The organism is Parafrigoribacterium mesophilum, assembly GCF_039652555.1.
Lineage (GTDB): Bacteria > Actinomycetota > Actinomycetes > Actinomycetales > Microbacteriaceae > Parafrigoribacterium > Parafrigoribacterium mesophilum.
This window is the reverse complement of sequence record NZ_JBDJAF010000001.1, coordinates 1,977,306-2,000,115: the sequence shown is the minus strand read 5'-3', so window position 1 is coordinate 2,000,115 and position 22,810 is coordinate 1,977,306. Positions and strand designations below refer to the sequence as shown.

Below are 22,810 nucleotides of genomic sequence, written 5' to 3'. Positions count from 1 at the left end.
ACTCCTCTTGGCAATGTCCGTGCGCACTGCACAACCGCCCCGCCCCAGCGGCACGCGGCGTCCGAGCCGCGTCGGGCGATAGCCTGCCCTTCTTCGCCAATCAGGTCGCGCCCTGTATCGTGTTGTCGTGGCAACCCAACGGCGGACTCCGGGCTCTCAGACTTCACTTCGTGAAGCCAACCGAGCGAGAATCGTCGACGCCATCAAACGTCACGGTGGGTTGACCCAGGTTGAGCTCGCCGGCATCACCGGCCTTTCGGCGGCGACGGTGTCCAACATCGTCAAGGAGCTGTCCGGCACCGGGGTGCTGCACACCTCCCCCACCACCCAGAGCGGCAGGCGGGCTCAGAACGTCACCCTGGCGCACGCCCTCGGTCTGGTCGTCGGCGTGCACTTCTCGCTGCGCCACATGCGGGTCGCCCTGGCGGACGTCGCCCACACGGTCGTCGCGGAGCACCACATGCCACTCGCGCACGACCACCGGGCCGACAACGAGCTGGACCGCACCATGCTGCTCATCGCTGACATGCTCGATTCGGTGCAGGCGAACATGAGCGAAGTGCTCGCCGTGGCCATTGCGCTGCCGGCGCCGCTGAACCGGGCCACCGGCACCACGGCCCGCAGCGGCATCCTGCGCGGTTGGGACGGCATTCCGGTAGCCGAGGTGATGCAACGCCGCCTGAAGCGCCCGGTCTACGTGGACAACGCCGCCAACCTCGCCGCCCTCGGCGAACTACGGCTCGGCGCCGCGCGCGGCAAACGCAACGCCATCTACATCGACGTCGGCGACGGCATCGGCGCGGGCATCGTCATCAACGGACAGGTGTTCCGCGGGCACAACGGCGTGGCCGGCGAGTTCGGCCACACTACGGTGCGTGAGAACGGCACCCTGTGCCGTTGCGGGAACCGCGGATGCCTGGAGGCGATCGCCGGAGGGAGCGCCCTCTTGGAGTCGCTCAAACCCACCCTCGGCGCCCTCAAACTGAACGACGTCGTGCTGCGAGCGATGGGCGGCGACGACACGTGCATCCGGGCGATCGGCGATGTCGGCAAACACATCGGCGTGGCGGCAGCGAACCTGTGCAACCTGCTGGATCCGGAGCGCCTGGTGATCGGTGGAGAGTTGGCGAGGGCAGGCGAATTGCTGCTCGGTCCCCTCCGGCACGCGACCGAACGCGCCATCATCGTGGACGAGCAATCGATGCCGGACATCGTGCAGGCCCAGCTCGGACCGCGCGCGGCGACCCTCGGTGCCGTCGCGTACGCAATCGACCAAGTCGCGATCGGCACCGAAACCGCCGCCTAACCCGTCGCAAATCCTTGCGTTCAAGACTTGACGCCAAGGTTCTGGAATGTCATGCTCATTCCAGCCGCCATCTAAGGCGGAATCAATCGGAGGTTTTTCAATGAAGATCGCCACCATGAGAGCGGTAGCCACTTCAGCCGCACTCCTGCTCACAGCCGCCACCCTCGCCGGATGTGCCAATGGCGCCGACAACGCCAGCAGCGCCAATACCGCCGATGCGTCGCACGCCACGATCGGCCTGCTCTTGCCGGACTCGGTCACGGCGCGGTACGAAAGTGCTGACAAGCCGTACTTTGAGGCAAAGGTCAAGGAACTCTGCGCCGACTGCAAGGTGCTCTATTCCAACGCCGACGGCGACGCGGCCAAGCAGCAGCAGCAGGCCGAGTCCATGATCACCCAGGGTGTCGACGTACTGGTGCTCGACCCGTTCGACGGTGAGGCGGCGGCGGCCATCGTCGCCAACGCGAACAGCAAGAAGATCCCGGTCATCTCCTATGACCGCCTCATCAACAGCGCTGACCTCGACTACTACATCTCATTCGACAACGAAAAGGTCGGCGAACTCCAGGGCACCGCGCTGGTGGACCAGTTGAAGAAGTTGGGCGTCGCACCGGGCGACGGCGGCATCCTCATGGTGAACGGATCGCCCACCGACAACAACGCCTCTCAGTTCAAAGCTGGTGCGCACAAGATCATCGACGCGAGCGGATACAAGATCCTCGCAGAGTACGACACACCCGGATGGGACGGCGCCAAGGCCCAGGATTGGGTCGCCGGCCAGATCACCCAATTCAAGGACCAGATCAAGGGCGTGTACGCGGCCAATGACGGTACCGGTGCCGGCGCGATCGCATCGCTCAAGGCCGCGAACGTCAGCCCGCTTCCTCCCGTGACCGGACAGGACGCCGAACTGGCGGGCATCCAGCGGATCCTCGCCGGCGACCAGTTCATGACCGTCTACAAGGCGCTCAAGCCGGAAGCCGAGAAGGCCGCAGAACTGGCGGTCAACCTGACCAAGGGTGACAAGGCCGATGGCGACACCACGGTGAAGACCAAGGGCGGCGCCGACATCCAGTCCTTCCTGCTGACCCCCGTTGCGGTGACCGCGGACAACATCCAAGACACGGTAATCGCGGATGGCTTCTACAAGGCCTCCGAGGTCTGCACCGGAGACTACGCGGCCGCCTGCGAGAAGGCCGGCATCAAGTAACGAACCCCACACACACCCGGCCGGAGCCGCTCGCAGGAGCGTCCCGGCCGGGTGTACTTTCGCTCACATGCGAACGCGGATGTCAGCCGACTCGCATATCCGCCGATTCAAAGGAGAAATCGTGACGCTCGAAGACACCTCGACGCGACAAAAGCCACCCGCCAGGGAACCGGTCCTGTCGCTGCGAAGAATATCGAAGCGCTTCGGCGCCGTTCAGGCACTCACGGACGTCGACCTCGATGTCTACCCTGGCGAGGTGGTCGCCATCGTCGGCGACAACGGCGCAGGAAAATCCACCCTGGTCAAGATCCTTGCCGGCGTGCACGGCGCAGACTCCGGGGACATCACCTTCGAGGGCAAGCGCGTTTCGATTCCGAGTCCCTCCGCTGCCCGCGACCTGGGCATCGCGACGGTGTTCCAGGACCTGTCCCTGTGCGACAACCTCGATGTGGTGTCGAACCTCTTCCTCGGCCACGAGGTTGGCGACTTCACCCTCGACGAGGAGGAGATGGAGAAACACTCCTGGGCATTGTTGCGCCAATTGTCGGCGAAGATCCCCTCGGTACGCATCGCCGTCGCATCCCTCTCCGGCGGGCAGCGGCAGACCGTCGCCATTGCCCGCTCGCTGATCGGCGAACCGGCGATCGTTATTCTCGACGAGCCCACGGCCGCCCTCGGGGTGGCACAGACCGCGGAAGTGCTCAACCTCATCGAGCGGCTTCGCGAACGTGGCCTCGGCGTCATCCTGATCAGCCACAACATGGCGGACGTGCAGGCCGTCGCCGACCGCGTCGTGGTGCTCCGGCTCGGACGCAACAACGGCGACTTCCGCGTGCCGGAGGTCAGCTACGAAGAGATCATTTCTGCCATCACCGGCGCGACCGACAACGCGGTTACCCGCCGAGCAAGCGCCCACACGGTTTCAGAGGACCAGAACTCATGACCACAACGCCCACCCCCGAGACTTCGTTCAAAGGCCTGGCCGACACCCTCGATGAGCGGGTCACCCATCGCGAGGGAATCAGCGGAGCCATCCTGGACTTCCGCACCCGAGTGCGCGGCGGTGACCTGGGTTCGCTCCCGGTGGTCATCGGCCTGGTCCTCATCTGGGCGATTTTCCAGTTCCTCAATCCCAACTTCCTGTCAGCGAACAACCTGGTCAATCTCACCTTGCAGTGCGCGGCCACCGGCACGATCGCCATCGGCGTCGTGCTCGTGCTGCTTGTCGCCCAGATCGACCTTTCCATCGGCTCGATCAGCGGCCTGGCTGCCGCCATTCTCGGCGTCGGGATGACGCAACTCGGCTGGCCGATCTGGCTCGCCATCGTGGTGGCCATCGCCGCCGGTGCACTGATCGGTCTCATCTACGGGCTGCTGTTCACCAGGTTCGGGGTGCCGACCTTCGTGATCACGCTGGCTGGCCTACTCGCGTTCCTCGGCCTGCAATTGCAGGTGCTCGGGCCGAACGGCTCGATCAACCTGCCGTACGACTCCTGGATCGTGCAATTCGCGCAATCGTGGTTCCTACCGCCGTGGGTGGGTTATACCTTGGCTGCCCTCGCGGCCATCGGGCTGTTCGGTTCGGACTGGTTCCGCGCCCGCCGTCGCGCGAAAGCCGGCTTGTCCTCGGGATCGGTGTCCGTGATGTTGCTCAAGGCCGTGCTGCTGGTGCTGCTGCTGCTTGGCTCGGTAGCCTACCTCGCCACTGACCGCGGCGTCGGAGTCATGTTCCTGATGTTCGTCGTGCTCGTCGTCGTCACCAACTTCTTTTTGGTGCGCACCCGCTGGGGTCGCGCGGTCTACGCGGTGGGCGGCAACGTCGAAGCGGCCCGCCGGGCCGGCATCAAGGTCAACAACATCTTCATCTCGGTGCTCGTGTTGGGCACGACGTTCGCGGCGGTCGGCGGCCTGTTCGCCTCGGCACGCCTTACCTCGGCGAGCCTGTCCAGCGGGGGCGGCGATGTCAACCTGCTCGCTATCGCGGCCGCCGTCATCGGCGGGACCAGCCTGTTCGGCGGACGCGGCAGTGCGTATTCCGCCCTGCTGGGCATCCTGGTCATCCAGTCCATCTCCAACGGCCTGACCCTCTTGAACCTGGGGTCACCGGTCCGCTACATGGTCACCGGAGCCGTGCTCCTGGTCGCCGTCATCATCGACTCGCTGTCGCGGCGTTCCCGCGCCAGCCATGGGCAGGCGTAGGGCCGCTGCTGGGCTCACTGGCGCCTCGTGCACCTTCCCGGGAACAACAGCTCGCCAGCCAACGACAAACAGCTGCATGACAGGATGGATAGGACCGCCCCCACCTAGAAGGATCCACCGTGCTCATCGTCGCCATCGGGTTGGTGGGCGCGCTCATGTTCGGAGCGGCCGACTTCCTCGGTGGCTTGGCCTCGAAGCGCATCAGCGCGCTGCGGGTAACCGCCATCGTGGCGGCATCCGGCTTGGTTGTGCTTCTTGCCGCGCTACCGCTGTTTACCCAGACCTGGTCGTGGAGTGCACTGCTGCTCGGCGGGCTCTCGGGCGTCACCGGCGCGTTGGCCATCTCGCTGCTGTACGGATGCCTTGCGATCGGCCCCATGAGCATCCTGTCGCCCACGACGGCCGTGGTGTCTGCAATCGTCCCGATGGCGGCGGGGTTGCTGCGCGGCGAGCGCCTTCCGCTGCTCGGGTATGTCGCGATCGGGTTGGCGCTGATCGCCATCGTGCTGGTCGGGTTCATTCCCGAGAAGGGTGCGGTGCGGCCGTCCGCGAAGGCGCTGTCCATGGCGGTGGGTTCAGGGACGATGATCGGCATCTTCCTGATCCTCATCGACTTGACTCCGGATGACTCCGGCCTTGTTCCCCTGATCGCCAACCGCGCCGTCAACGCCGCCATCATGCTGCTGGTCATCGGTGTCCTCTATCTGGTGGCGAGGCGACGGACGGCGGCGAGAACGGTCGATCTGGTCGAAGTGGGCCCGCGGTTGGCCGGCGCGCAGGGTGACGGTGGCACCGTGCGGACGGTCTCGACGCTTCGGCAGGCCGGCCCAGTCAGCGGTACGGCCACGGGAGCCACCCGGCGGGCGAACCCGTGGCGCAACGGACTGGTTATCGCACTCCTGTGCGGCGGGCTCGACGCGTTCGCCAACATCCTGTTGCTGATCGGGCTGCGCATGGGCGAACTCACCGTGATGTCAGTGCTCACGGCGCTGTATCCGGCAGGCACCATCCTGCTCGCGGCAATCGTCCTGAGGGAGCGCATCGCTCCGGTGCAGCTCGCCGGTCTGGTCCTGGCGATCGGGGCGGCCAGCATGCTCGCTCTCGCGCAATAGCGTGGCCGCCGTTTCCGATCCGCCGTGGTTCGCTGGGCCCCGCCTGACCTCGCTGCATCACACCCGGTGATTTTCAGGCGACATCGACGCACGAGGCGTATCGTAGGCGCCGTCGCCCCAGACCCCGGCGTGAGCGATCACCGAAGGCATGTACAGAGGGGCTCCATCATGGCGAATCGACTGCACCCAACCGGTACCCGGACTCGGGGGCGAGCGGCGTGAAACGACTGCACCACGCCGGAGGCTCCGTTCTCACCGGGAATGCGCTGGCGGATGCCGTGCTCGACTACGCGCGAACACTCGGCAACCGACAGATGCTCGACGTCGTCGACATCCCCGTAGTCAACGACCACGGCGAGTACGGCCACGCGCAGATTCTGGTCGGCTCCGGCATCGAGCTCATGAGCGTGACGACGTCCTCGAAGCGTCCGGAACTCGTGGATCAGGATGCGGTGGACGCCCTGGTGCGCCAGACGGCCGACCAGCGCACGGTTCGGGCCCGCCCGTTCCGGAACCAGGAAGTCGACAACATCAACGAAGTCGTCGCCGCACCGGGGCCGTTCGAGTTGTAGCCAGTCAGCCGACGGTGAGTTGCCAGTTGTTGTCGTTCCCGGCCCTCAGGAAGGACAACAAGACGCAAGTGACGAACAGTCAGCTCTCGTGGAGCGCTCCGAGGAACTCGTGGGCACCCTCCGCGTGCTCCGCGTTGATGCGCTCGAAGAGGGCGAGGCTGTCGAAGCCGGGCCAGTCATCCGGAAGCGCGCCCGGGGGTAGGCCGGGATCGAGGTAGGGCAGGATGCGCCACTGGTCGAGAGCGCGGATGAAGCGGGAGAAGGAGGCGCGGGGATCCTCGCTGGTTGACGCACCGGCCCTTCGAGACACTCGCAGAGCTCGCTCCTCAGGGACCACCCTTCGAGACACTCGCAGAGCTCGCTCCTCAGGGACCACCCTTCGAGACACTCGCAGAGCTCGCTCCTCAGGGACCACCCTTCGAGACAGTCGCAGAGCTCGCTCCTCAGGGACCGACTCCCCGGGCTCCGACTGCGACTCCAGGAAGGCCCGGTGCAGGGCTGCCAGGCTGTCGAGATCCCACCAGCGGCCGGCGGCATCCGCCATTGTCCCGGTCATGCGGGGGATGTCGGCGATGAAGAGGGTGGCCCGCTCGCTCAAGCCGAGGTCGGCCACGATCTCCTCGACCTCGTCGGCGAGGAAGGCCGGGCAGATCCACAGGCCGGTCGCGACAACGCCGCATCCGATCCAACCGAGGCGTTTGCGGAGTTGGTGGCGCACGTCGCGCTGCGCTTCGGGGATGGAGAACGAGAGCAGGCACCACGGGTCGCCGTCGGCCATCTGCCGGAACGTGAAGATGCGGCGATCTCCCCGCTCGAGCATCGGGACGGCATCCGGATTCAGGGCGTAACCGGGCCGGCCGTCGATCGTGCTGGAGACGAGAATCCCCTTGGACTTTACGCGGGACACCGCCGTGCGAGTGTGTGCCGCGGTCACGCCGACGGCGTCCATCAGGCGGATCAGGTCGGCGATCGAGATCCAGCCGCCGACCCGGCGCAGGCAGACGCCGATGATCGTGCGCAGCAGCGAGGTCGCGCTGCCGGGACGGGCGTCGAAGTCGTCGAGGATCAATGTTCAGTGCTCCCTTCGAGCCCTTCGAGACGGTCGCAGAGCGACCTCCTCAGGGACCGACGTGTCACCCGAGCTCCTCGCGGATCGCGTCCACCCCGTGCCACAGCTCCTCGAAGCTGGTCGACAGCGGGGAGAGGCCGAGCCGGATGCCGTTTGGGGAGCGGAAGTCCGGGATGATGCCACGTTTCCACAGTGCCGTGTTCACCTCGCGGAATTTCTCGTGAGTGATGGTGACGTGGCTCCCGCGGCGGGCGGCGTCCCGCGGGGAGGCGAGGACGACGCCGAGCGGGGCGAGCACCGCATCGGTCAGCCCGATCGCGTACTCGGTGATCCGCACCGACTTCTCGCGCACGGCGGCGAGGCCCACCTTCTCGATGAGCGCGAGCATGTCCCGCATGGGCAGCATGCCGATCACCGGCGGGGTGCCGCTGATGAAGCGGCGGATGCCCGGGTGCGGCTCGTACTCCGGACCCATCGCGAACGGGTCGCTGCTGCCCATCCAGCCCCAGATCGGCTGCTGGAAGGAGTCCTGGTGCTCGGCGCGCACGTAGCCGAACGCGGGGGCGCCGGGGCCGCCGTTCAGGTATTTGTAGGTACAGCCGGCGGCGAGGTCGACGCCCCAGGCATCCAGCTCGAGCGGGACGACGCCGACCGAGTGGCACAGGTCGAACAGCACGAGGGCGCCGGCGTCGTGCCCGGCGCGGGTGATCGCCGGGGCGTCGGCGAGGTAGCCGGACCGGTAGTCCACGTGACTGAGCACCACGAGGGCGGTGCGCGGTCCGACAGCGGCGGCGACCTTCGCGGCGGTGACGCCGGCATCCGGATCGGGGGTGATCCAGGTGAGGGTCACGCCGCGCTCTTCGGCGATGCCCTGCAGCAGGAACCGGTCAGTGGGGAAGTTGCCGGTGTCCACCACGATCTCGTCGCGGCCTGGCCGGGCATCCAGGGCGGCGCGCATCAGCTTGTACAAGATGACGGTGGTCGAGTCGCCGACGAACGTCTGCCCGGGCGCCGCGCCGAGCACCACCTCGCCGAGCGTGTCGCCCAGGGAGAGCGGAAGCTGGTACCACTCCTCGTCCCAGCCGCGGATGAGCCGGGCACCCCAGGCGTCGGTGGCGAACCGGGCCAGCCGGTCGGCGCTGGCGGCCAGCGGCCGGCCGAGCGAGTTGCCGTCGAGGTAGGCGACGACATCCGCCTGCGAGACGAACCGGTCGCGGTGGTCGCGCAGCGGGTCGGTCGCATCCAGGGCGCGCGCCGCCTCCAGCGTCGAATCGGTCATTGTGCTCCTTGGGTCGAGAGGGAAAGGTCGGCGGCGGTCAGTACGGTTGCCTCAGACAGCCACGCCGGGACGTCCGCCTGCCGCCGTCCGGGGATGAAGCTGACGCGGGCGCCGGAGATGGTGCCGCTCCCTGCGAGGCTGCGCACGAGCGCGTCGCCGGCGAGGCCGGCACCGCGCAGCGCCCGCAGTTCGCGCAGATTGACGCCGAGCGGCAAGGCGCCGTTGCCAAGGTCGGTGCCATAGACAACCCTGCCGCCGAACCGGTGGAACCGGCGAAGGTTGTCTTGGGCGGTGGCAAAGTGCTCGCCGTAATGTCCCCAGCCGTGGATGTCGAGGGTGCTGATCCAGGCCATGGCGCCCGCCATCCGCTTCAGCAACTCGTCGGAGAGACGCTCGGACCAGGGTGTGTGTGCGAGCCGGTCCACCCCGGCGGCGAAGGCACGTTCGGCCTGCCCGACGCCCTCGGCGTGCGCGACCACCGTGGTGCCGGCCGCGTGGGCCTGCGCCACCAGGGCGGCCAGCGTCGGGTCGTCGAGCACGGGGCCCGACTCGGAGTTCAGGGCTACCTTGATGAAGCTGGCACCGGCGGCCAACTGGGTGTCCACCGCGGTGGCGGCCGCCTGCGGCGAGTGCACCTCAACGACTGACTGCGGCGGAGCCCAGGCCCGGCCGGCCGGATAACCGCCAGGAGCGGTGAGGAAGGCGCCGGCGAAGCGCACCGTGGGCAGTGCCGGGTCGGCTGTCCAGCGTTGCGCGACGGCGGGATCCCAGCCCAGATCGTCCACGGTGGCGATGCCGGCTCGGAGCAAGGCGGATCCATCGATGAGTCCCATGTGCACGTGTGCGTCGGTGAAGCCGGGGAGCACCGTCCCGGCGAGGTGCCCGCTTGGGGCGGGGTCAGCATCCGCGGCGCGCCGGATGCCATCGGCGTCGACGGCGAGTCTGGTGGCGCCGAGCCAAAGCCCGGCCCAGCACTCGTCGACGGTGACCACGAACGTCGGGCCGGCGCCTGGGGTCACCGGATCTCGGTCCGCACCGCGTACAACTCCGGGAAGAACGTGAGGTCGAGGGCTTTCTGCAGGAACCCGACGCCGGTGGATCCGCCGGTACCCCGTTTCATGCCGATGATGCGCGCCACCGTCTTCATGTGCCGGAACCGCCAGAGTTGGAAGTTGTCCTCCAGGTCGACGAGTTCCTCGCACGTCTCGTAGGCCTGCCAGTGCTGGGTCGGGTTCTCATAGATTTCGCGGAAGGTGTCTACCAGCTCGGGACGGAATTCGTATCCCTTCGTGACGTCCCGTTCCAGTACCGAGGTCGGCACGGCGAACCCGGCGCGGCTGAGAAAACGCAGGAATTCATCGTAGATGCTTGGGGTGTTGAGCACCGAGGAGATCAGCTCATAGGCATCCGGGTTCGATTCGAAGACCTTGAGCATCCCGGCGTTCTTGTTGCCGAGCAAGAACTCGACGGCGCGGTACTGCCAGGACTGGAAGCCGGAGGCGTTGCCCAGGTAGCCGCGAAACTGGGCGTACTCGGTGGGCGTCAGCGTCGCGAGCACGGACCACTGCTCGGTGAGGCTGCGCTGGATGTGCTTGACCCTGGCGAGCGCTTTCAGCGCGGGCTGCAACTGGTCGCGGGCGAGCATGTCGCGGGCGGCGAGCAGCTCGTGCAGCACGAGCTTGAGCCAGAGTTCGCTGGTCTGGTGCTGGATGATGAACAGCAGCTCGTCGTGGTGCTCGGGCGTGCTCACCGGAACCTGGGCGCTGAGCAGCGTGTCCAGGTGCAGGTACGAGCCGTAGCTCATCCGCTTGCTGAAGTCGGTGACGATGTCCGCTTCAATGGCACGTTCACCCGTGGAGGTATCTGGCATGCCGACACCCTATTACACTTTTGCGACGGTCGCCAACATCTCGTAATAGTCCGGTTCCTAAACCCGTTTCACGGAGTTTTTGACTTGGGTGCCCCTGGTTGCCGGTGCCCAGGGGTTTCCGGAACAGAAACTCCGTGAAACGGGTTGCGGTGCGGCGAGGGCAGGAGATGCGGCTGGGGGATGCGGCGAGGACTGTGGCTAGCGGCCGAGGCCGACATAGGTCCAGCCGGCCGCACGCCAGGCGACCGGATCCAGACAGTTGCGCCCGTCGATGATGACGGGGGTGTTGACCAGGCTGCGCAGTTCGACCGGGTCGAGGTTCTTGTACTGGCTCCACTCGGTCACCAGCACCACGGCGTCTGCGCCGCGCAACGCATCGGTGACGTCGCTGACGAAGTGCAGTTGCGGATGCAGTCGGCGCGAGTTCTCGATGGCCTGTGGGTCGGTGGCGAAGACGTCGGCGCCGAGCCCATTGAGCTGCACGGCGACATCCAGCGCGGGAGAATCGCGGATGTCGTCCGAGTCCGGCTTGAACGCAAGGCCGAGCACGGCAACCTTCTTTTCGTGCGGCTCGTCCGCCAGGCACTCCACCACGAGGTCGACGACTCGCTGCCGCCGACGCAAATTGATGGCATCCACTTCCTTGAGAAACGCGACGGACTCGCCTCGCCCGAGCTCCTCGGCACGCGCAACAAATCCCCGGATGTCTTTGGGCAGGCAGCCGCCGCCGAAGCCGATCCCGGCGTTGAGAAAACGCCGGCCGATCCGCGGGTCGAACCCGACAGCATCCGCAAGCTGGGTGACGTCGGCACCGGTGACCTCGGCGATCTCGGCCATGGCGTTGATGAAGGAGATTTTGGTCGCCAGGAACGCGTTGGCGGCGGCCTTTACCAGCTCCGCCGTCGCGTAGTCGGTGACCACAAGCGGGGTGCCGGCCTCCAGCGCCTGCGCATACACCTCGTTCAACAGCTCAACCGCCGGATGCGGTCTGCCGGGACCGGGGGCGAGGGACGCGTCGACTCCGTACACCAGGCGGTCCGGCGCGATCGTGTCTTTCACGGCGAAGCCTTCCCTCAGGAATTCCGGGTTCCAGGCGAGCATCGCGCCGGTGCTCTCCACCGCGGCCGCCAACCGTGCCGCGGTTCCGACGGGCACCGTGGACTTGCCCACCACGAGGTCGCCGACCGAGAGGGAGGGCAGAAGTCCCGCGATCGCCGCGTCGACGAAGCTCAGATCGGCCGCGCCCTCGCCCTTCTTTTGCGGAGTGCCGACCGCAATGAAGTGCACGCGAGCGCCCGCCGCATCCGAAAGTTCGGTGCTGAACCGCAGGTGTCCGGACGCGATCGCGGAACTCAGGATCTCGGGCAGCCCGGGCTCGAACACCGGAGCCCGGCCGGCCGAGAGCGCATCCACCTTCCGCCGGTCGACGTCAATGCCGACGACGTCGTGCCCTAATTCCGCCATGGATGCTGCGTGCACTGCGCCGAGATAGCCGCACCCTATGACAGAGATTCGCATGATGTCGCCTTCCCGAGAAGTCGGTGGTGACATGATACGGCGTCATGTTCAACCGCAGGAGGGTGCTGCGGTTTTTTCTTGGCCAGTCCGGCTCGACGACTTTCTTGGCCAGTCCGGCTCGACGACGGCAGTGCCTGCCGCGGCCCCGAACTCGCGGTTTCCGCGCATCCTTAATCCCGTTTCACGGAGTTTCTGTGCCGGGGACCGCTGGTTGCCGATGCAGAGGCCGGCTGGGGACAGAAACTCCTTGAAACGGGATGGCGAAACGGGATGAAGGGTGGAGCTAGAGGGCGGCCAGCTCGTCCAACAGGGCGTCGCCGGGACGGGCCGGCTCGATGCGGGCCGTGATCTCGGCGCGCACGAGCAGCTCGTCCATCCGGCGGCGACGCGACTTCGGAACCAGCGTGACGACGGTGCCCTTCTTGCCGGCGCGGCCGGTGCGGCCGGAGCGGTGCAGGTAGGACTTGTACTCGTCCGGCGCATCCGCCTGAATCACGAGGGTGATGTCGTCGACGTGGATGCCGCGGGCGGCGACATCCGTGGCCACCAGCACGTTGACGCGTCCGCTGGTGAGCAGCGCGAGGTTGCGGGTGCGGCGGGACTGGTTGAGGTCGCCGTGCAGGCTGGTCGCGGGAATGCCGGCATCCTCGAGGCGATCCGCCAGTTGCTCGGCGAACGCGCGGGTGCGGGCGAAGATGAGCGTGCGATGCTCGCCGGAGGCGAGTTTCTCGATGATCTGGCCCTTGTCGCGCTGCTCGATCAGCAGCACGCGGTGGTCGATCGTGGAGTGCTCCTGGTCCTCGCCGGCCACCTCGTGCACTGCCGGGTCGACCAGGTAGTCCTTGACGAGCTTGGCGACGGCGCGGTCCAGGGTGGCGGAGAACAGCAGCTTCTGGCCGCCGGTCTTCGTTGCACTGAGGATGCGCTCGACCGGCTCGAGGAAGCCGAGGTCGCACATGTGGTCGGCCTCGTCGATGACGGTGACGAAGACCTCGCTGAGGTCCAGTCTGCCCTGCTCGATGAGGTCCTCGACCCGGCCCGGGGTGGCGATCACGATGTCCACGCCGCGCTGCAGCGCCGACACCTGACGGTACTGCGGCACGCCGCCGACGATCGTGACGGTGAACAGTCCGACGCTGCGGGCGATGGGCTGAACGGTGCGGTCGATCTGCATGGCGAGCTCACGGGTGGGGGCGAGGATCAGCGCGCGGGGCTTGCGGCCCTGCTTGCGATCCTTGGCACCGTTGTTCTCCATGAGCCGCTCGACGAGCGGTGCGCCGAACGCGATGGTCTTGCCGGATCCGGTCTTGCCACGGCCGAGGACATCCTTGCCGGCGAGCACGTCGGGGATGGTCGCAGCCTGGATCGGGAACGGCAGGGCCGCGCCCATGGCAGCGAGTTGGCGGGTGATGTTGTCGCCGATGCCGAGCTCGGGAAAGGTGCGACCGTCGGCCTCGATCGCGGTGAGCACTTGGGCTTCGAGGCGCTCGAGCACAACGTCCTCGTGCGGCGCGAAAGCCGCCTTGTGGTCGCGGTTCGGGTAGAAGTCGGATTCGCGGCGCGGGGCGCGGTCGGCGTGATCCGGGCGGTCGTACGAGCGGGCCGGACGGTCGCTGCGGTCCGGGCGGTCGCCGTACGAGCGGGCCGGACGGCTGTCGCGTGTCGGGCGTGCCGTGCGCGCGGCACGATCGCCGTAGGACGGATGCTCGGTGCGCTCGCCGTAACTGGCGCGATCCGTGCGGGCTGGACGGTCACCGTACGACGGCCGGTCCGTGCGCGGGGCCCGGTCGTTGAACGACCGTGCCGGGCGGTCGCCATAGCTCGGGCGGTCGGTCCGCGGCGGTCGGGCGCTGTACGAGGAGCGTTCCGTGCGCGCGGCACGGTCGCCGGTAGCGGGACGCTCGCTGCGATTCGTCCGATCGCCGTAGGACGGACGTTCCGCACGGCCTGCATGGTCGCTGTAGCTCGGGCGGTCACTCCGGCCTGCCCGGTCGCCGTACGAGGGGCGCTCGGTGCGCGCAGCGCCGGAGTTGTAGCTCGGTCGCTCGGTGCGCGCCGTGCGGTCACCGTAGCTTGGCCGGTCGGTCCGCGGAGCACGATCGTTATACGAGGGACGCTCGGGACGACTAGCACGATCGCCATAGCTGGGACGCTCGGTGCGGGTGCCACGGTCGCCGTAGGATGGGCGGTCGGTCCGCGGGGCGCGGTCGTGATAGCTCGGACGCTCGCTGCGGTTCGCACGGTCACCGTAAGAAGGGCGCTCGGTGCGGTTCGCACGGTCACCATAGGACGGACGCTCGGTGCGTCCGGCGCGCTCACCGTGCGACGGGCGGTCGCCGTGCGAACGGTCGCCATAGGCGGGACGCTCACTGCGCTGCGGCCGGTCGCCGTAAGGGCGCCAGTCGGGCCGGGAGTCGTTTCCCGCGGAGCGGGAGGTTTCGGCGCGCTTGGCACGGTCATCCGCACTCCAGCGCTTCTTGACCGGGGTGCCGGACTCCGGACGGTAGCCGCGGTGTCCCGGACTGCGGCTGCCCGCGGCAGTGGTGCGTGAGTCGCGCGGGTCGCTCTTTTTATGGGTGCGGCCGGTGACAGGCTTATTGAAGGAGGGCATGGATCTTTCCGGGTTGTTCTTAGTGCATGGCAGCGCACGACCAACGTGGCCGCACCGCTGTAAGGAACCCGGGCAGTCTCTGGCCAGGACCGTTTCACATACGTGATTTTCCTCAGCAACGCCGGTGCATGTGGATGCACCTCGAGGAACCGGCCCGAAAGACTTACAAACCCATTCGCGATCGTGCGCGATGTCTAGAGCCGACTGAACAACGTTACCCTATCGGGCGCCGTTTCACACTAAAGTGAGGCAATCATGCTGTGGCCGGCCCGAGAGACCATGCGCGTCCGCGCTCTCGTCTGCATGCTCGCGGCCGGTGTCGTCCTGGTACTCGGCGCGTGCGCATCCGGCCCGCCGCCCGCACCGGTCAAGGCCGCCGCCGCCCCGGCGCAGCAGCACGCGCTGGTGTATCCGGATGTCAAAACGGTGAGCAACCTCAGTTACGGAACGGCCGGAGGACAGGACCTGCTGCTCGACGTGTGCCTCCCCTCGGATGCCGCCGGCACGCACCGTCCGGCCATCATCGGGGTGCACGGGGGCAGTTGGAAGGGCGGCGACAAGGCGAACCAGAGCTGGGTCGGCATCTGCCGTTGGCTGGCATCCGAGGGCTTTGTCACGGTGTCGGTGAACTATCGCCTGGTGCCGGCGGCCCGCTTCCCGGCGCAGATCGTGGATGTGCGGGCTGCCGTGCGGTGGCTGCGCGAGCCGGCGCAGGTGGCGCGTTTCGGGATCGATCCGAGCCGGATCGGAGCGATCGGCGGATCCGCCGGCGGAAATCTCGTGGCGCTGCTCGGCACCGAGGGATCCGGCCCCTGGGACGTCGGCTCGCGCGTCGCCGCGGTGGCCGACCTCAGCGGACCGGTCGACCTCACCGCCGCCGGAGTGGCGACCACCGACTTCCAGGCTGTTCAGCTGGCGTACCTTGGCTGCGCGAGCTACGCATCCTGCCCCGCGGCCCGGGCGGCGTCGCCGGTGTACCAGGTGGATGCGACGGATCCGCCCTTCTTCATCGCACACTCCCTGCACGAGTACATCCCACTGCAACAGAGCGAAGAACTGGTGACGGCACTGCGCCAACACGGTGTGCACACCACGTTCGTCACCAAACCGGGCACACTGCACGCGGTAGCCATGCTGGACGATTCCCTGCGCGCCGAGATCGCGGCGTTCTTCCACGCCACGCTGGACGACGCCGACCAGCAGGTCTCGAACGCCTCCGGGGCCCTCGCCACCGGCTGACGGCACCAGACCAGCATGCGGTTAACCAGCACCCCCAGCTAAACCAGCATGCCCAGCGGATTCTCGATCCGAGCGGTGAAGGCCGCGAGCCAACGCGCGGCCAGGGCACCGTCGATAGCCCGGTGGTCCGCCGACAGGGTGCACGTCATCACCGTGGCGACCGCCAGTTCGCCATCCTGCACGACCGGCTGCTGCTTCGCCGCTCCGATGGCGAGGATGCCGGACTGCGGCGGATTGATGATCGCCGAGAACTCGCCGGTTCCGTACATACCGAGGTTCGTGACCGAGAAGCTGCCGCCCTCCAACTCGTCCTGGCGCAACCGGCCCGCCCGGGCACGAGCCGCCAGTTCCGCGATCGCCGTGCTGATGTCGGACAGCGTGCGCCGCTCGACACCGCGCAGAACCGGCGTGAGCAGTCCGCCATCCGTTGCCACGGCGATCGCAATGTCCACACTCGACCAGCGACGCAGGGCCGCGTCGGTCCAGGTGACGTTCGCGTCAGGGACATCGACCATGGCCGCGGCGACCGCCTTCACAACGAAATCGTTCACCGAGATCTTCACCGGTGAGGACTCGTTGATGCGCCGCCGTAGCGCCAACAACTCGTCGACGCGGCACTCGGCCACCAGGTAAAAATGGGGAATGGTCGACTTGCTCTCCACCAGGCGTCGCGCGATGGCTCGCCGCATGCCGGAGTGAGGGATCTCCACGTATCCACTCGCGACATCCGACGTTGCGGACGCCCCGGACGAAAACGCTTCGGGTGCCGATGTCGGCCGCGCGGCCGGCAGCATCTCGAGGTCGCGCCGCACGATGCGCCCACCGGGCCCGGTGCCTACCATTGTCGAGAGGTCCAGTCCGCGTTCCCTTGCCAGCCGCCGTACCAGCGGACTGGCGAACAGTCGCCCTTGCTCCCTGCCGGATGCCGTCGGCTGGGGCGCCGATGCGGGGGCAGCCGGCTCTGCCGATTGCGCGGATGCCGCAGTGGCCGTGGCTGCAGTATCGGGAGCGGCGCTCGCGGCAGAGGCCGCGCCCGAAGTGCCCGCGTCAACCCCGCTGGCGGCGAGCACCCGGTCGACCTCGGCGTCGGCCGTTCCCGCAGCGCCGATCACCGCGATCGGGGTGCCTACGTCCACGGTGCTGCCCGGCTCGATGAGCACGCGCAGCAGGGTACCGTCGACCTCGGCGTTGTACTCCACCATGGCCTTCTCGGTCTCCACCTCGGCCAGCGGCTGCCCGACGCTCACCGCGTCGCCCACCCCGACCAGCCAGCCCTGCAGGGCGGCCTCGGTGGCGTTGGCCATCACCTCCGGCATCCGCACGACGGTGGTCATCAGCGGCCTCCCATCCCGCGCTCAAGCTCCCGAAGCGCGGCAACGATGTCATCCGTACCCGCGATCGCGGCGTGCTCTAGTACCTTCGAGATGCTGGGGGACGCCTCCCCACCGGTGACCCGCTGCACCGGCTGGTCGAGCCAGTCGAAGAACCGGCGCTGTATCTCATCGGCCAACCAGGTGCCGTACGAGGTGCCGAGCGCACCCTGCTCGACCAGCAGCACCGCGTTGGTCTTGCGGATGCTCGCCCCGATCGTCTCCCAGTCGATGGATGCCCGATCCAGCCAGCGCAGGTCGATCACGTCGGCGTCCGCGCCGGCCTGTTCGACCGCATCCAGGCACTTCACGACCAACGACAGATAGCTGATCACTGTGACATCCGCGCCCTTGCGGCGCAGCGCCGCCGTGCCGAAGGGGAGCTGGTAGTCCAGGTCCCCGGCCGGCACCTGTCCCGGCTCGTTGTAGAGGTCGACGTGCTCGATCACCAGCACCGGATCGTTCAACGCCAGCGCCGTGTTCATCAGGCCGATGTAGTCGGCGGCGGTGGAGGGTGCGACGATGCGCCAGCCAGGGCTGGTGGCGAAAATCCCCGCCGGGTCCATCAGGTGCTGCGAGCCGTATCCTGAGCCCATCGCCACCTTGGTGCGCAACACCAGCGGCACCGCGTTGCCGCCGCCGTACATGTGCCGGGCCTTGCCGATCTGGTTGAACACCTGGTCGGCGGCCACCCACAAGAAATCCGGATACATGAACTCGACCACCGGGCGGAACCGGCCATCCAGCGCCATGCCGCCGCCGAGTCCGGCGAACGCGTTCTCGCTGATCGGGGTGCCCAGGATACGGCCGGGGAACTTCTTCGCCAGCCCCTTGGTGGCGCCGTTCGTGCCGCCGTTGAGCTTGTGCACGTCCTCGCCGAGGACCACGATCCGCTCGTCCTGCCCCATCCGGCGATCCAACACCGCCGCGATCGACTCCACGAACTTCTTGCTCTCCCACTGCCCCGTATAGCTCATCGGATCCAGCGTTCTGGCACCGGTCAGCTCGCTGGCGTCGCCGCGTACACCCACGTTGACGAAGCCGGGATCCGGCCAGAGCTCAGGGCGGATGCGCCGCTTGCCCGCCGCCTGGGGATCGGCCTCCAGCAGCTGGCTCACCGCGGCCGTCATCGCCGCCTGGGCCTGCTCGCGCACGGCGGCCACGCCGGCGTCATCGATCAGCCCCAGCGCGATCATCTCCCGCGCCACCCTGGTCACCGGATCCCGCGCGATCCAGGCGGCTTCCTCGTCCTTGCTGCGGTAGCCGAACGCGCTGCCCGGGTAGGAGCCGTTCTGGTGGAAGAACCGGTAAACCTCCGCTTCGACGACGGCGGGACCGCCGCCGGCGCGGGCCGACTTCTCGGCCTGCTGCATGGCCAGGTGCACGGCCAGCGGGTCCATCCCGTCGACCCGCCAGGACGGGATGCCGAAACCGATGCCGCGCCCGGAGAGTCGATGCTCCCCGGTGGCCTCATCGACGTGAGTGGACACCGCGTACAGGTTGTTCTCGATGAAGAAGACCAGCGGCAGCTTCCAGGCGGACGCAAGATTCATGGTCTCCAGCACGGAACCGATGTTCGTGGCACCGTCACCGAAGTAGGTCACCGTCACATCCGCAGTGCCGGCGTGCTTTTGAGCCCAGGCGTTGCCCGCCGCCAGCGGCACGCCGCCGCCGACGATCGCGTTGGTTCCGAGCGCTCCGGCTTCCAGCCACTGCAGGTGCATGGAGCCGCCGCGGCCGTGCGAGAAACCCTGGTCGAGGCCGAGGATTTCAGCGAGGGTGCGCTGCAGCACGGCCTGCAGGTCATTGCTGACCAGCGCGGTGAGGTCGAGCCGGCCGCCGGAGACGTGCGTGATTGCCTTCGCCAGAAACTGGTGGTGGCCGCGGTGCGAGCCGTTGACGCCGTCGCGTGAGGACAGGCCGACGATGGAGCCGACCGCTCCGCCCTCCTGGCCGATGCTGGAGTGCGCCGGACCGTGCACGAGGCCCTCGCCGGCGAGCTCCAGCACCGACTCCTCGAACGCTCGGATCAGATGCAGCTGCCCGAGCATCGTGGCGAGTAGAGCGGGGTCCGCCCGCTTCCAGTCCGCCGGCGTGGTGGTCAACTGCACCCAGGGAACGGCCGGAGCGAGTGCTTTCTGGTTCGTCATTGATCCTTCTCCCGCAAAATTATGCGGACCCAAAACCGCCAGTAATGGATCCATTACAATCATAGCCCGCCCGATATAATGGCGATACGGCCAATTGTTGACGTCAGTGTGGATCCATTGGAGGCTGAATCGTGCGTAAAGGTCTACCCGGACTAGCGGGAACGGAGCACATCGGCTTCACGGTGCCCGACTTGGCTGCGGCCGAGCGGTTCTTCGTCGACGTGATCGGCTGCGAGATCGTCTATTCGCTTGGCCCGTTCGAGCACCACGACGACGGCGACGACTGGATGCGGGAGCACCTGAACGTGCACCCCCGCACGGTGATGCGCCGGCTCACCTTCTTCCGCTGCGGCCACGGCCCGAACTTCGAGGTGTTCGAGTACGAGGCGGCCGACGGTCAGGCCCCGCAGCCCAAGAACAGCGACCTCGGCGGCCACCACCTGGCCTTTTACGTCGATGACATGGACGCGGCGATCGAGCACCTGAGGCAGCACGGCATCCGGATGCTGGGCGAACCCACTTACAGTAGTGCTGCGAGCGAAGGACAGCGCTGGCTGTATTTCCTCAGTCCGTGGGGGATGCAGTTCGAGCTGGTCAGCTATCCGAATGGCAAGGCCTACGAGAAGGATGCCGCGGTGAAGCTGTGGCATCCTGCCGCCCCGCTCGACTGACCACCCAGGCCGACAACGTACCGAACGCGAGGACACCCATGAGCGCTGTACCACCGGCCGAACACAGCGTTGCCAGCCACCGCATCGCCGGAAGTCTGCGCGAGGAGATCCTGCACGGTGCGCTGCGTCCCGGCGAGCGCCTGCGTCAGGAGGACATCGCCGAGCGGTTCGGCGCGAGCCGGCTTCCGGTGCGGGAGGCGCTGCGCATCCTCGAATCCGACGGCCTGGTCACGCTGGTCGCCAACACCGGGGCGTGGGTCGCAAAACTGAGCCTTGCCGAATGCTCCGAGCTGTACCGCATCCGTGAGCGGCTCGAACCGCTGCTGCTGGCCGAAAGCATTCCCGGCCTCCCGGGCGGCGCCGTGGACCGGCTCGAGGAGCTCGCCACCAGCATGGAGCACACCCCCGACATTGAGACGTTCCTGCGGCTGGACCGTGAGTTCCACCTGCTCTCGTTCTCCGCCGCGAATACCGCACTGCTCGGTGACATCGTTCGCCGGCTGTGGAACACCACCCAGCACTACCGGCGCGCCTTCGCCCAGCTCGTCGACGTCCGGGCGAACCATGCCATCCATCACGAACACCATCTGCTGGTGGATGCGATCGCGCGCGGTGACCTGGACGAGGCGGAGCGGGTGCAATTCGGCCACATCCGCCGCACCCGGCTCGAGCTGGTCCGGCATCCGGAGATCTTCCAAGGCGACGGCGCTCCGCTCTAGCCCTCCTACAGCCAGACCACCCGACCCCGATGAACCCGTTTCACGGAAAAACTGTTACCCAGACCCGTTTCGGCAGTAAATCTGGGTGCCGAAGACAGAAACTCCTTGAAACGGGTCAGCGGGCGGGTGTGGGGTCGGCCAGTAGTCCCGACGAGTACGAGATGCGATCGCCCACCATGGTCAGCTCGGAGTGCAGGCCCAGGATGTCGTCGACAGGCACCGTGAAGTAGTCGTCGCTGAGCACGGTGAGGTCGGATGCCCACCCCGGCTGCAGGCGGCCGCGTTCCTTCTCCTCGAACGAGAACCAGGCGCTGCCCTCGGTGTGCGCCGACAGTGCACGGGCCCGGCTGAGCAGTTGGGCATCGTCGCGCTGGGAGGTGCCGTCCATGGAGCGTCCGGCCACAAGCCACCACAGCGTCAGCCACGGATTGTGCGAGGACGCCCGCGTCGCATCCGAGCCGACCCCGAGCGTGATGCCGGCGGCCACGTCATCGCACACCGGCGGCACGGTGCACAGCACGTCGGTCCCCCACACCTGCTGGGAGGCGGCAGAGCGGAAGGCCAGGCGCGCATCCGTGACGATCCCGATCCCGAGGGCCTTCGCTCGGCGAAGGTTGCGCGCACCGATGCGGTCAGCGTGCGCGAACGAGAACCGCAGCGCCCCGATCGGAGTGATCGCGTCGACCCGTTCCCAGCAATCCAGGATCGCGCTGATGCTGTCGTCCATGACGGCATGGATGTGCATCGGCAAGCCACGCGCGGCGACGGCGGAACTGATCTGGAACAGGTTCTCGCGAGCCGGCGCGGAGATCGCGAAGTCGTCCAGGCCCTCGAAGTCGTGGCAGCCGAAGTGCACGACCTCGCCGATGCCGACCATCGAGAGCCAGTCATCGCCGGTGTCGGCGGCCACCACGTCGAGCCAGTCGTTCACCTGGCTGATTTCGCTGCCGGGCGTGGTGGCCGAGGCATACAGCCGCATCCGCAGGTCGAGGCGACCGCTGCGCGCGAGTTCGCGCACGGCCGCGTACCGGTCTTGGCTCATACCGAATCCGCCGGGGTCGCACACGCCGGTCAGGCCGAGCGCCGCATAGTCGCGCACCATCGCGCGCGTTCCCGAGATCTCCTGCTGAAGGTCGGGGGTGCCGACCGCGGCAAGGAACAGGTTGTAGGCGGGCAGACCCCAGACCACTCCGGTGGGGGCGCCACCGGCGTCGACCTCGACGGTGCCCTGCGGCAGGGTCTGCACCGCTGCGTCCAGCCCGACGGAGGCCATCGCCGCGGTGTTGGCGATTCCCACCTCGTACAGCGACTGCACGTACACCGGGTTGTTCGGGGCGGCGCGGTCGAGCTCTGACCGGCTGGGCAGCCAGGTGCCGGCGAACTGGGTCTGGTGCCAGCCGCCGATCGCGGTGATCCACTCCCCCGGTGAGGTCGCCGCGGCGGCCTTGCGGATGCTCTCGAGCGCCTGGTCTCGGGAGTTCAGCCCGGCCCAGTGCAGTTCGGCGTCCCAGGTGGCGCCGCCGCGGGCCGCGTGGTTGTGCGCGTCGATCAGGCCGGGGATGACGGTGCGGCCGGCCAGGTCGATGGTGCGCTCGTGCGGGTACCGGTCGGTGAGCTCCCGGGTGGCACCGACCGCGAGCACCCGGCCGCCGCCGACGGCGATGGCCTCCTGCCGCTCGTCGTGGTCTAGATCCAGACCCTGCCATATGCGGCCGTTCACCAGCAGAGTGACCTCATCGCCCGCCACCGCGTCGTCTGTCATACGGAGCTCACCAGCTCAGTGCGATGTACTGCGACTCGGTGAACTCGAGCACGCCCTCGTGGCCGCCCTCGCGGCCCAACCCGCTCTGCTTGACCCCGCCGAACGGTGCACTCGGGTCCGACACCACGCCGCGGTTGAGTCCGACCATGCCGG

Annotated in this window: 19 protein-coding genes; 9 read left to right on the top strand and 10 right to left on the bottom strand. The window is 67.6% G+C overall.

Going from position 1 to position 22,810, the window contains the following annotated elements; all coding sequences use genetic code 11:
- The first annotated feature begins 127 nt into the window (after positions 1 to 127).
- The 6 genes from ABFX56_RS09550 (at position 128) to ABFX56_RS09525 (ending at position 6,399) form a co-directional block, all read left to right on the top strand.
- A complete protein-coding gene (locus tag ABFX56_RS09550) occupies positions 128 to 1,306 on the top strand; it encodes an ROK family transcriptional regulator (RefSeq protein WP_346233012.1) in 1,179 nt (392 codons plus the stop codon).
- 100 nt (positions 1,307 to 1,406) lie between these two features.
- Positions 1,407 to 2,516: a sugar ABC transporter substrate-binding protein gene (locus tag ABFX56_RS09545; protein WP_346233011.1), complete on the top strand. Its 1,110-nt coding sequence runs from the start codon at positions 1,407 to 1,409 to the stop codon at positions 2,514 to 2,516.
- 121 nt (positions 2,517 to 2,637) lie between these two features.
- Complete coding sequence (locus tag ABFX56_RS09540) at positions 2,638 to 3,459, top strand: ATP-binding cassette domain-containing protein (protein WP_346233010.1); 822 nt, start codon at positions 2,638 to 2,640, stop codon at positions 3,457 to 3,459.
- Entirely contained in the window at positions 3,456 to 4,715 is a 1,260-nt protein-coding gene (locus ABFX56_RS09535; RefSeq protein ID WP_346233009.1) for a sugar ABC transporter permease, read from the top strand. Before ABFX56_RS09540 ends, ABFX56_RS09535 begins: the two co-directional genes overlap by 4 nt.
- Before the next feature lie 119 nt (positions 4,716 to 4,834).
- Positions 4,835 to 5,827, top strand: coding sequence for an EamA family transporter (locus ABFX56_RS09530; RefSeq protein ID WP_346233008.1), 993 nt, complete (start codon positions 4,835 to 4,837; stop codon positions 5,825 to 5,827).
- A gap of 218 nt (positions 5,828 to 6,045) precedes the next feature.
- A complete protein-coding gene (locus ABFX56_RS09525; protein ID WP_346233007.1) occupies positions 6,046 to 6,399 on the top strand; it encodes a hypothetical protein in 354 nt (117 codons plus the stop codon).
- A gap of 79 nt (positions 6,400 to 6,478) precedes the next feature.
- Here the strand turns inward: ABFX56_RS09525 and ABFX56_RS09520 are convergent, their stop codons facing one another.
- From ABFX56_RS09520 to ABFX56_RS09495, 6 genes are all read right to left on the bottom strand, one after another.
- On the bottom strand, positions 6,479 to 7,468 hold the full coding sequence (locus ABFX56_RS09520) for a PaaX family transcriptional regulator (RefSeq protein WP_346233006.1): 990 nt from the start codon (positions 7,466 to 7,468) through the stop codon (positions 6,479 to 6,481).
- 64 nt (positions 7,469 to 7,532) lie between these two features.
- A complete protein-coding gene (gene kynU, locus ABFX56_RS09515) occupies positions 7,533 to 8,747 on the bottom strand; it encodes a kynureninase (protein WP_346233005.1) in 1,215 nt (404 codons plus the stop codon).
- The gene (locus ABFX56_RS09510) at positions 8,744 to 9,766 is read right to left on the bottom strand and encodes an amidohydrolase family protein (RefSeq protein WP_346233004.1); all 1,023 of its coding nucleotides are present in this window, start codon (positions 9,764 to 9,766) and stop codon (positions 8,744 to 8,746) included. Before ABFX56_RS09510 ends, kynU begins: the two co-directional genes overlap by 4 nt.
- On the bottom strand, positions 9,763 to 10,617 hold the full coding sequence (gene kynA, locus ABFX56_RS09505) for a tryptophan 2,3-dioxygenase (RefSeq protein WP_346233003.1): 855 nt from the start codon (positions 10,615 to 10,617) through the stop codon (positions 9,763 to 9,765). Before kynA ends, ABFX56_RS09510 begins: the two co-directional genes overlap by 4 nt.
- A 198-nt stretch (positions 10,618 to 10,815) precedes the next feature.
- On the bottom strand, positions 10,816 to 12,135 hold the full coding sequence (locus ABFX56_RS09500; RefSeq protein WP_346233002.1) for a UDP-glucose dehydrogenase family protein: 1,320 nt from the start codon (positions 12,133 to 12,135) through the stop codon (positions 10,816 to 10,818).
- Between the two features lie 283 nt (positions 12,136 to 12,418).
- Positions 12,419 to 14,746, bottom strand: a complete 2,328-nt coding sequence (locus ABFX56_RS09495; protein WP_346233001.1) for a DEAD/DEAH box helicase — start codon at positions 14,744 to 14,746, stop codon at positions 12,419 to 12,421.
- Between the two features lie 255 nt (positions 14,747 to 15,001).
- Between ABFX56_RS09495 and ABFX56_RS09490 the strand changes: the two genes are divergently transcribed.
- The gene (locus tag ABFX56_RS09490) at positions 15,002 to 15,985 is read left to right on the top strand and encodes an alpha/beta hydrolase fold domain-containing protein (protein ID WP_346233000.1); all 984 of its coding nucleotides are present in this window, start codon (positions 15,002 to 15,004) and stop codon (positions 15,983 to 15,985) included.
- A gap of 38 nt (positions 15,986 to 16,023) precedes the next feature.
- Here the strand turns inward: ABFX56_RS09490 and ABFX56_RS09485 are convergent, their stop codons facing one another.
- Positions 16,024 to 17,319 (bottom strand): dihydrolipoamide acetyltransferase family protein, encoded by a 1,296-nt coding sequence (locus ABFX56_RS09485; protein WP_346232999.1) that lies wholly within the window; start codon positions 17,317 to 17,319, stop codon positions 16,024 to 16,026.
- Positions 17,319 to 19,505, bottom strand: a complete 2,187-nt coding sequence (locus ABFX56_RS09480; protein WP_346232998.1) for an alpha-ketoacid dehydrogenase subunit alpha/beta — start codon at positions 19,503 to 19,505, stop codon at positions 17,319 to 17,321. The genes ABFX56_RS09485 and ABFX56_RS09480 overlap by 1 nt, the downstream gene beginning before the upstream one ends.
- Positions 19,506 to 19,636: 131 nt before the next feature.
- Here ABFX56_RS09480 and ABFX56_RS09475 point away from each other — a divergent pair, with 131 nt between their 5' ends.
- The gene (locus tag ABFX56_RS09475; RefSeq protein ID WP_346232997.1) at positions 19,637 to 20,176 is read left to right on the top strand and encodes a VOC family protein; all 540 of its coding nucleotides are present in this window, start codon (positions 19,637 to 19,639) and stop codon (positions 20,174 to 20,176) included.
- Positions 20,177 to 20,214: 38 nt separating this feature from the next.
- Positions 20,215 to 20,895 (top strand): GntR family transcriptional regulator, encoded by a 681-nt coding sequence (locus ABFX56_RS09470; protein WP_346232996.1) that lies wholly within the window; start codon positions 20,215 to 20,217, stop codon positions 20,893 to 20,895.
- 115 nt (positions 20,896 to 21,010) lie between these two features.
- Here ABFX56_RS09470 and ABFX56_RS09465 read toward each other — a convergent pair whose 3' ends face one another.
- Entirely contained in the window at positions 21,011 to 22,657 is a 1,647-nt protein-coding gene (locus ABFX56_RS09465; RefSeq protein WP_346232995.1) for an amidohydrolase, read from the bottom strand.
- Between the two features lie 7 nt (positions 22,658 to 22,664).
- Positions 22,665 to 22,810 (bottom strand): aldehyde dehydrogenase family protein (locus tag ABFX56_RS09460; RefSeq protein WP_428834428.1); only part of this gene is annotated, 146 nt, incomplete at its 5' end.

Excerpts from the sequence above, each read along its gene's own strand:
- kynA (WP_346233003.1), bottom strand. The coding sequence starts at position 10,617 with ATGCCAGATACCTCCACGGGTGAACGTGCCATTGAAGCGGACATCGTC.
- kynU (WP_346233005.1), bottom strand. The coding sequence starts at position 8,747 with ATGACCGATTCGACGCTGGAGGCGGCGCGCGCCCTGGATGCGACCGAC.
- ABFX56_RS09485 (WP_346232999.1), bottom strand. The coding sequence starts at position 17,319 with ATGACCACCGTCGTGCGGATGCCGGAGGTGATGGCCAACGCCACCGAG.
- ABFX56_RS09545 (WP_346233011.1), top strand. The coding sequence starts at position 1,407 with ATGAAGATCGCCACCATGAGAGCGGTAGCCACTTCAGCCGCACTCCTG.
- ABFX56_RS09470 (WP_346232996.1), top strand. The coding sequence starts at position 20,215 with ATGAGCGCTGTACCACCGGCCGAACACAGCGTTGCCAGCCACCGCATC.
- ABFX56_RS09495 (WP_346233001.1), bottom strand. The coding sequence starts at position 14,746 with ATGCCCTCCTTCAATAAGCCTGTCACCGGCCGCACCCATAAAAAGAGC.
- ABFX56_RS09480 (WP_346232998.1), bottom strand. The coding sequence starts at position 19,505 with ATGACGAACCAGAAAGCACTCGCTCCGGCCGTTCCCTGGGTGCAGTTG.
- ABFX56_RS09465 (WP_346232995.1), bottom strand. The coding sequence starts at position 22,657 with ATGACAGACGACGCGGTGGCGGGCGATGAGGTCACTCTGCTGGTGAAC.
- ABFX56_RS09535 (WP_346233009.1), top strand. The coding sequence starts at position 3,456 with ATGACCACAACGCCCACCCCCGAGACTTCGTTCAAAGGCCTGGCCGAC.
- ABFX56_RS09490 (WP_346233000.1), top strand. The coding sequence starts at position 15,002 with ATGCTGTGGCCGGCCCGAGAGACCATGCGCGTCCGCGCTCTCGTCTGC.
- ABFX56_RS09500 (WP_346233002.1), bottom strand. The coding sequence starts at position 12,135 with ATGCGAATCTCTGTCATAGGGTGCGGCTATCTCGGCGCAGTGCACGCA.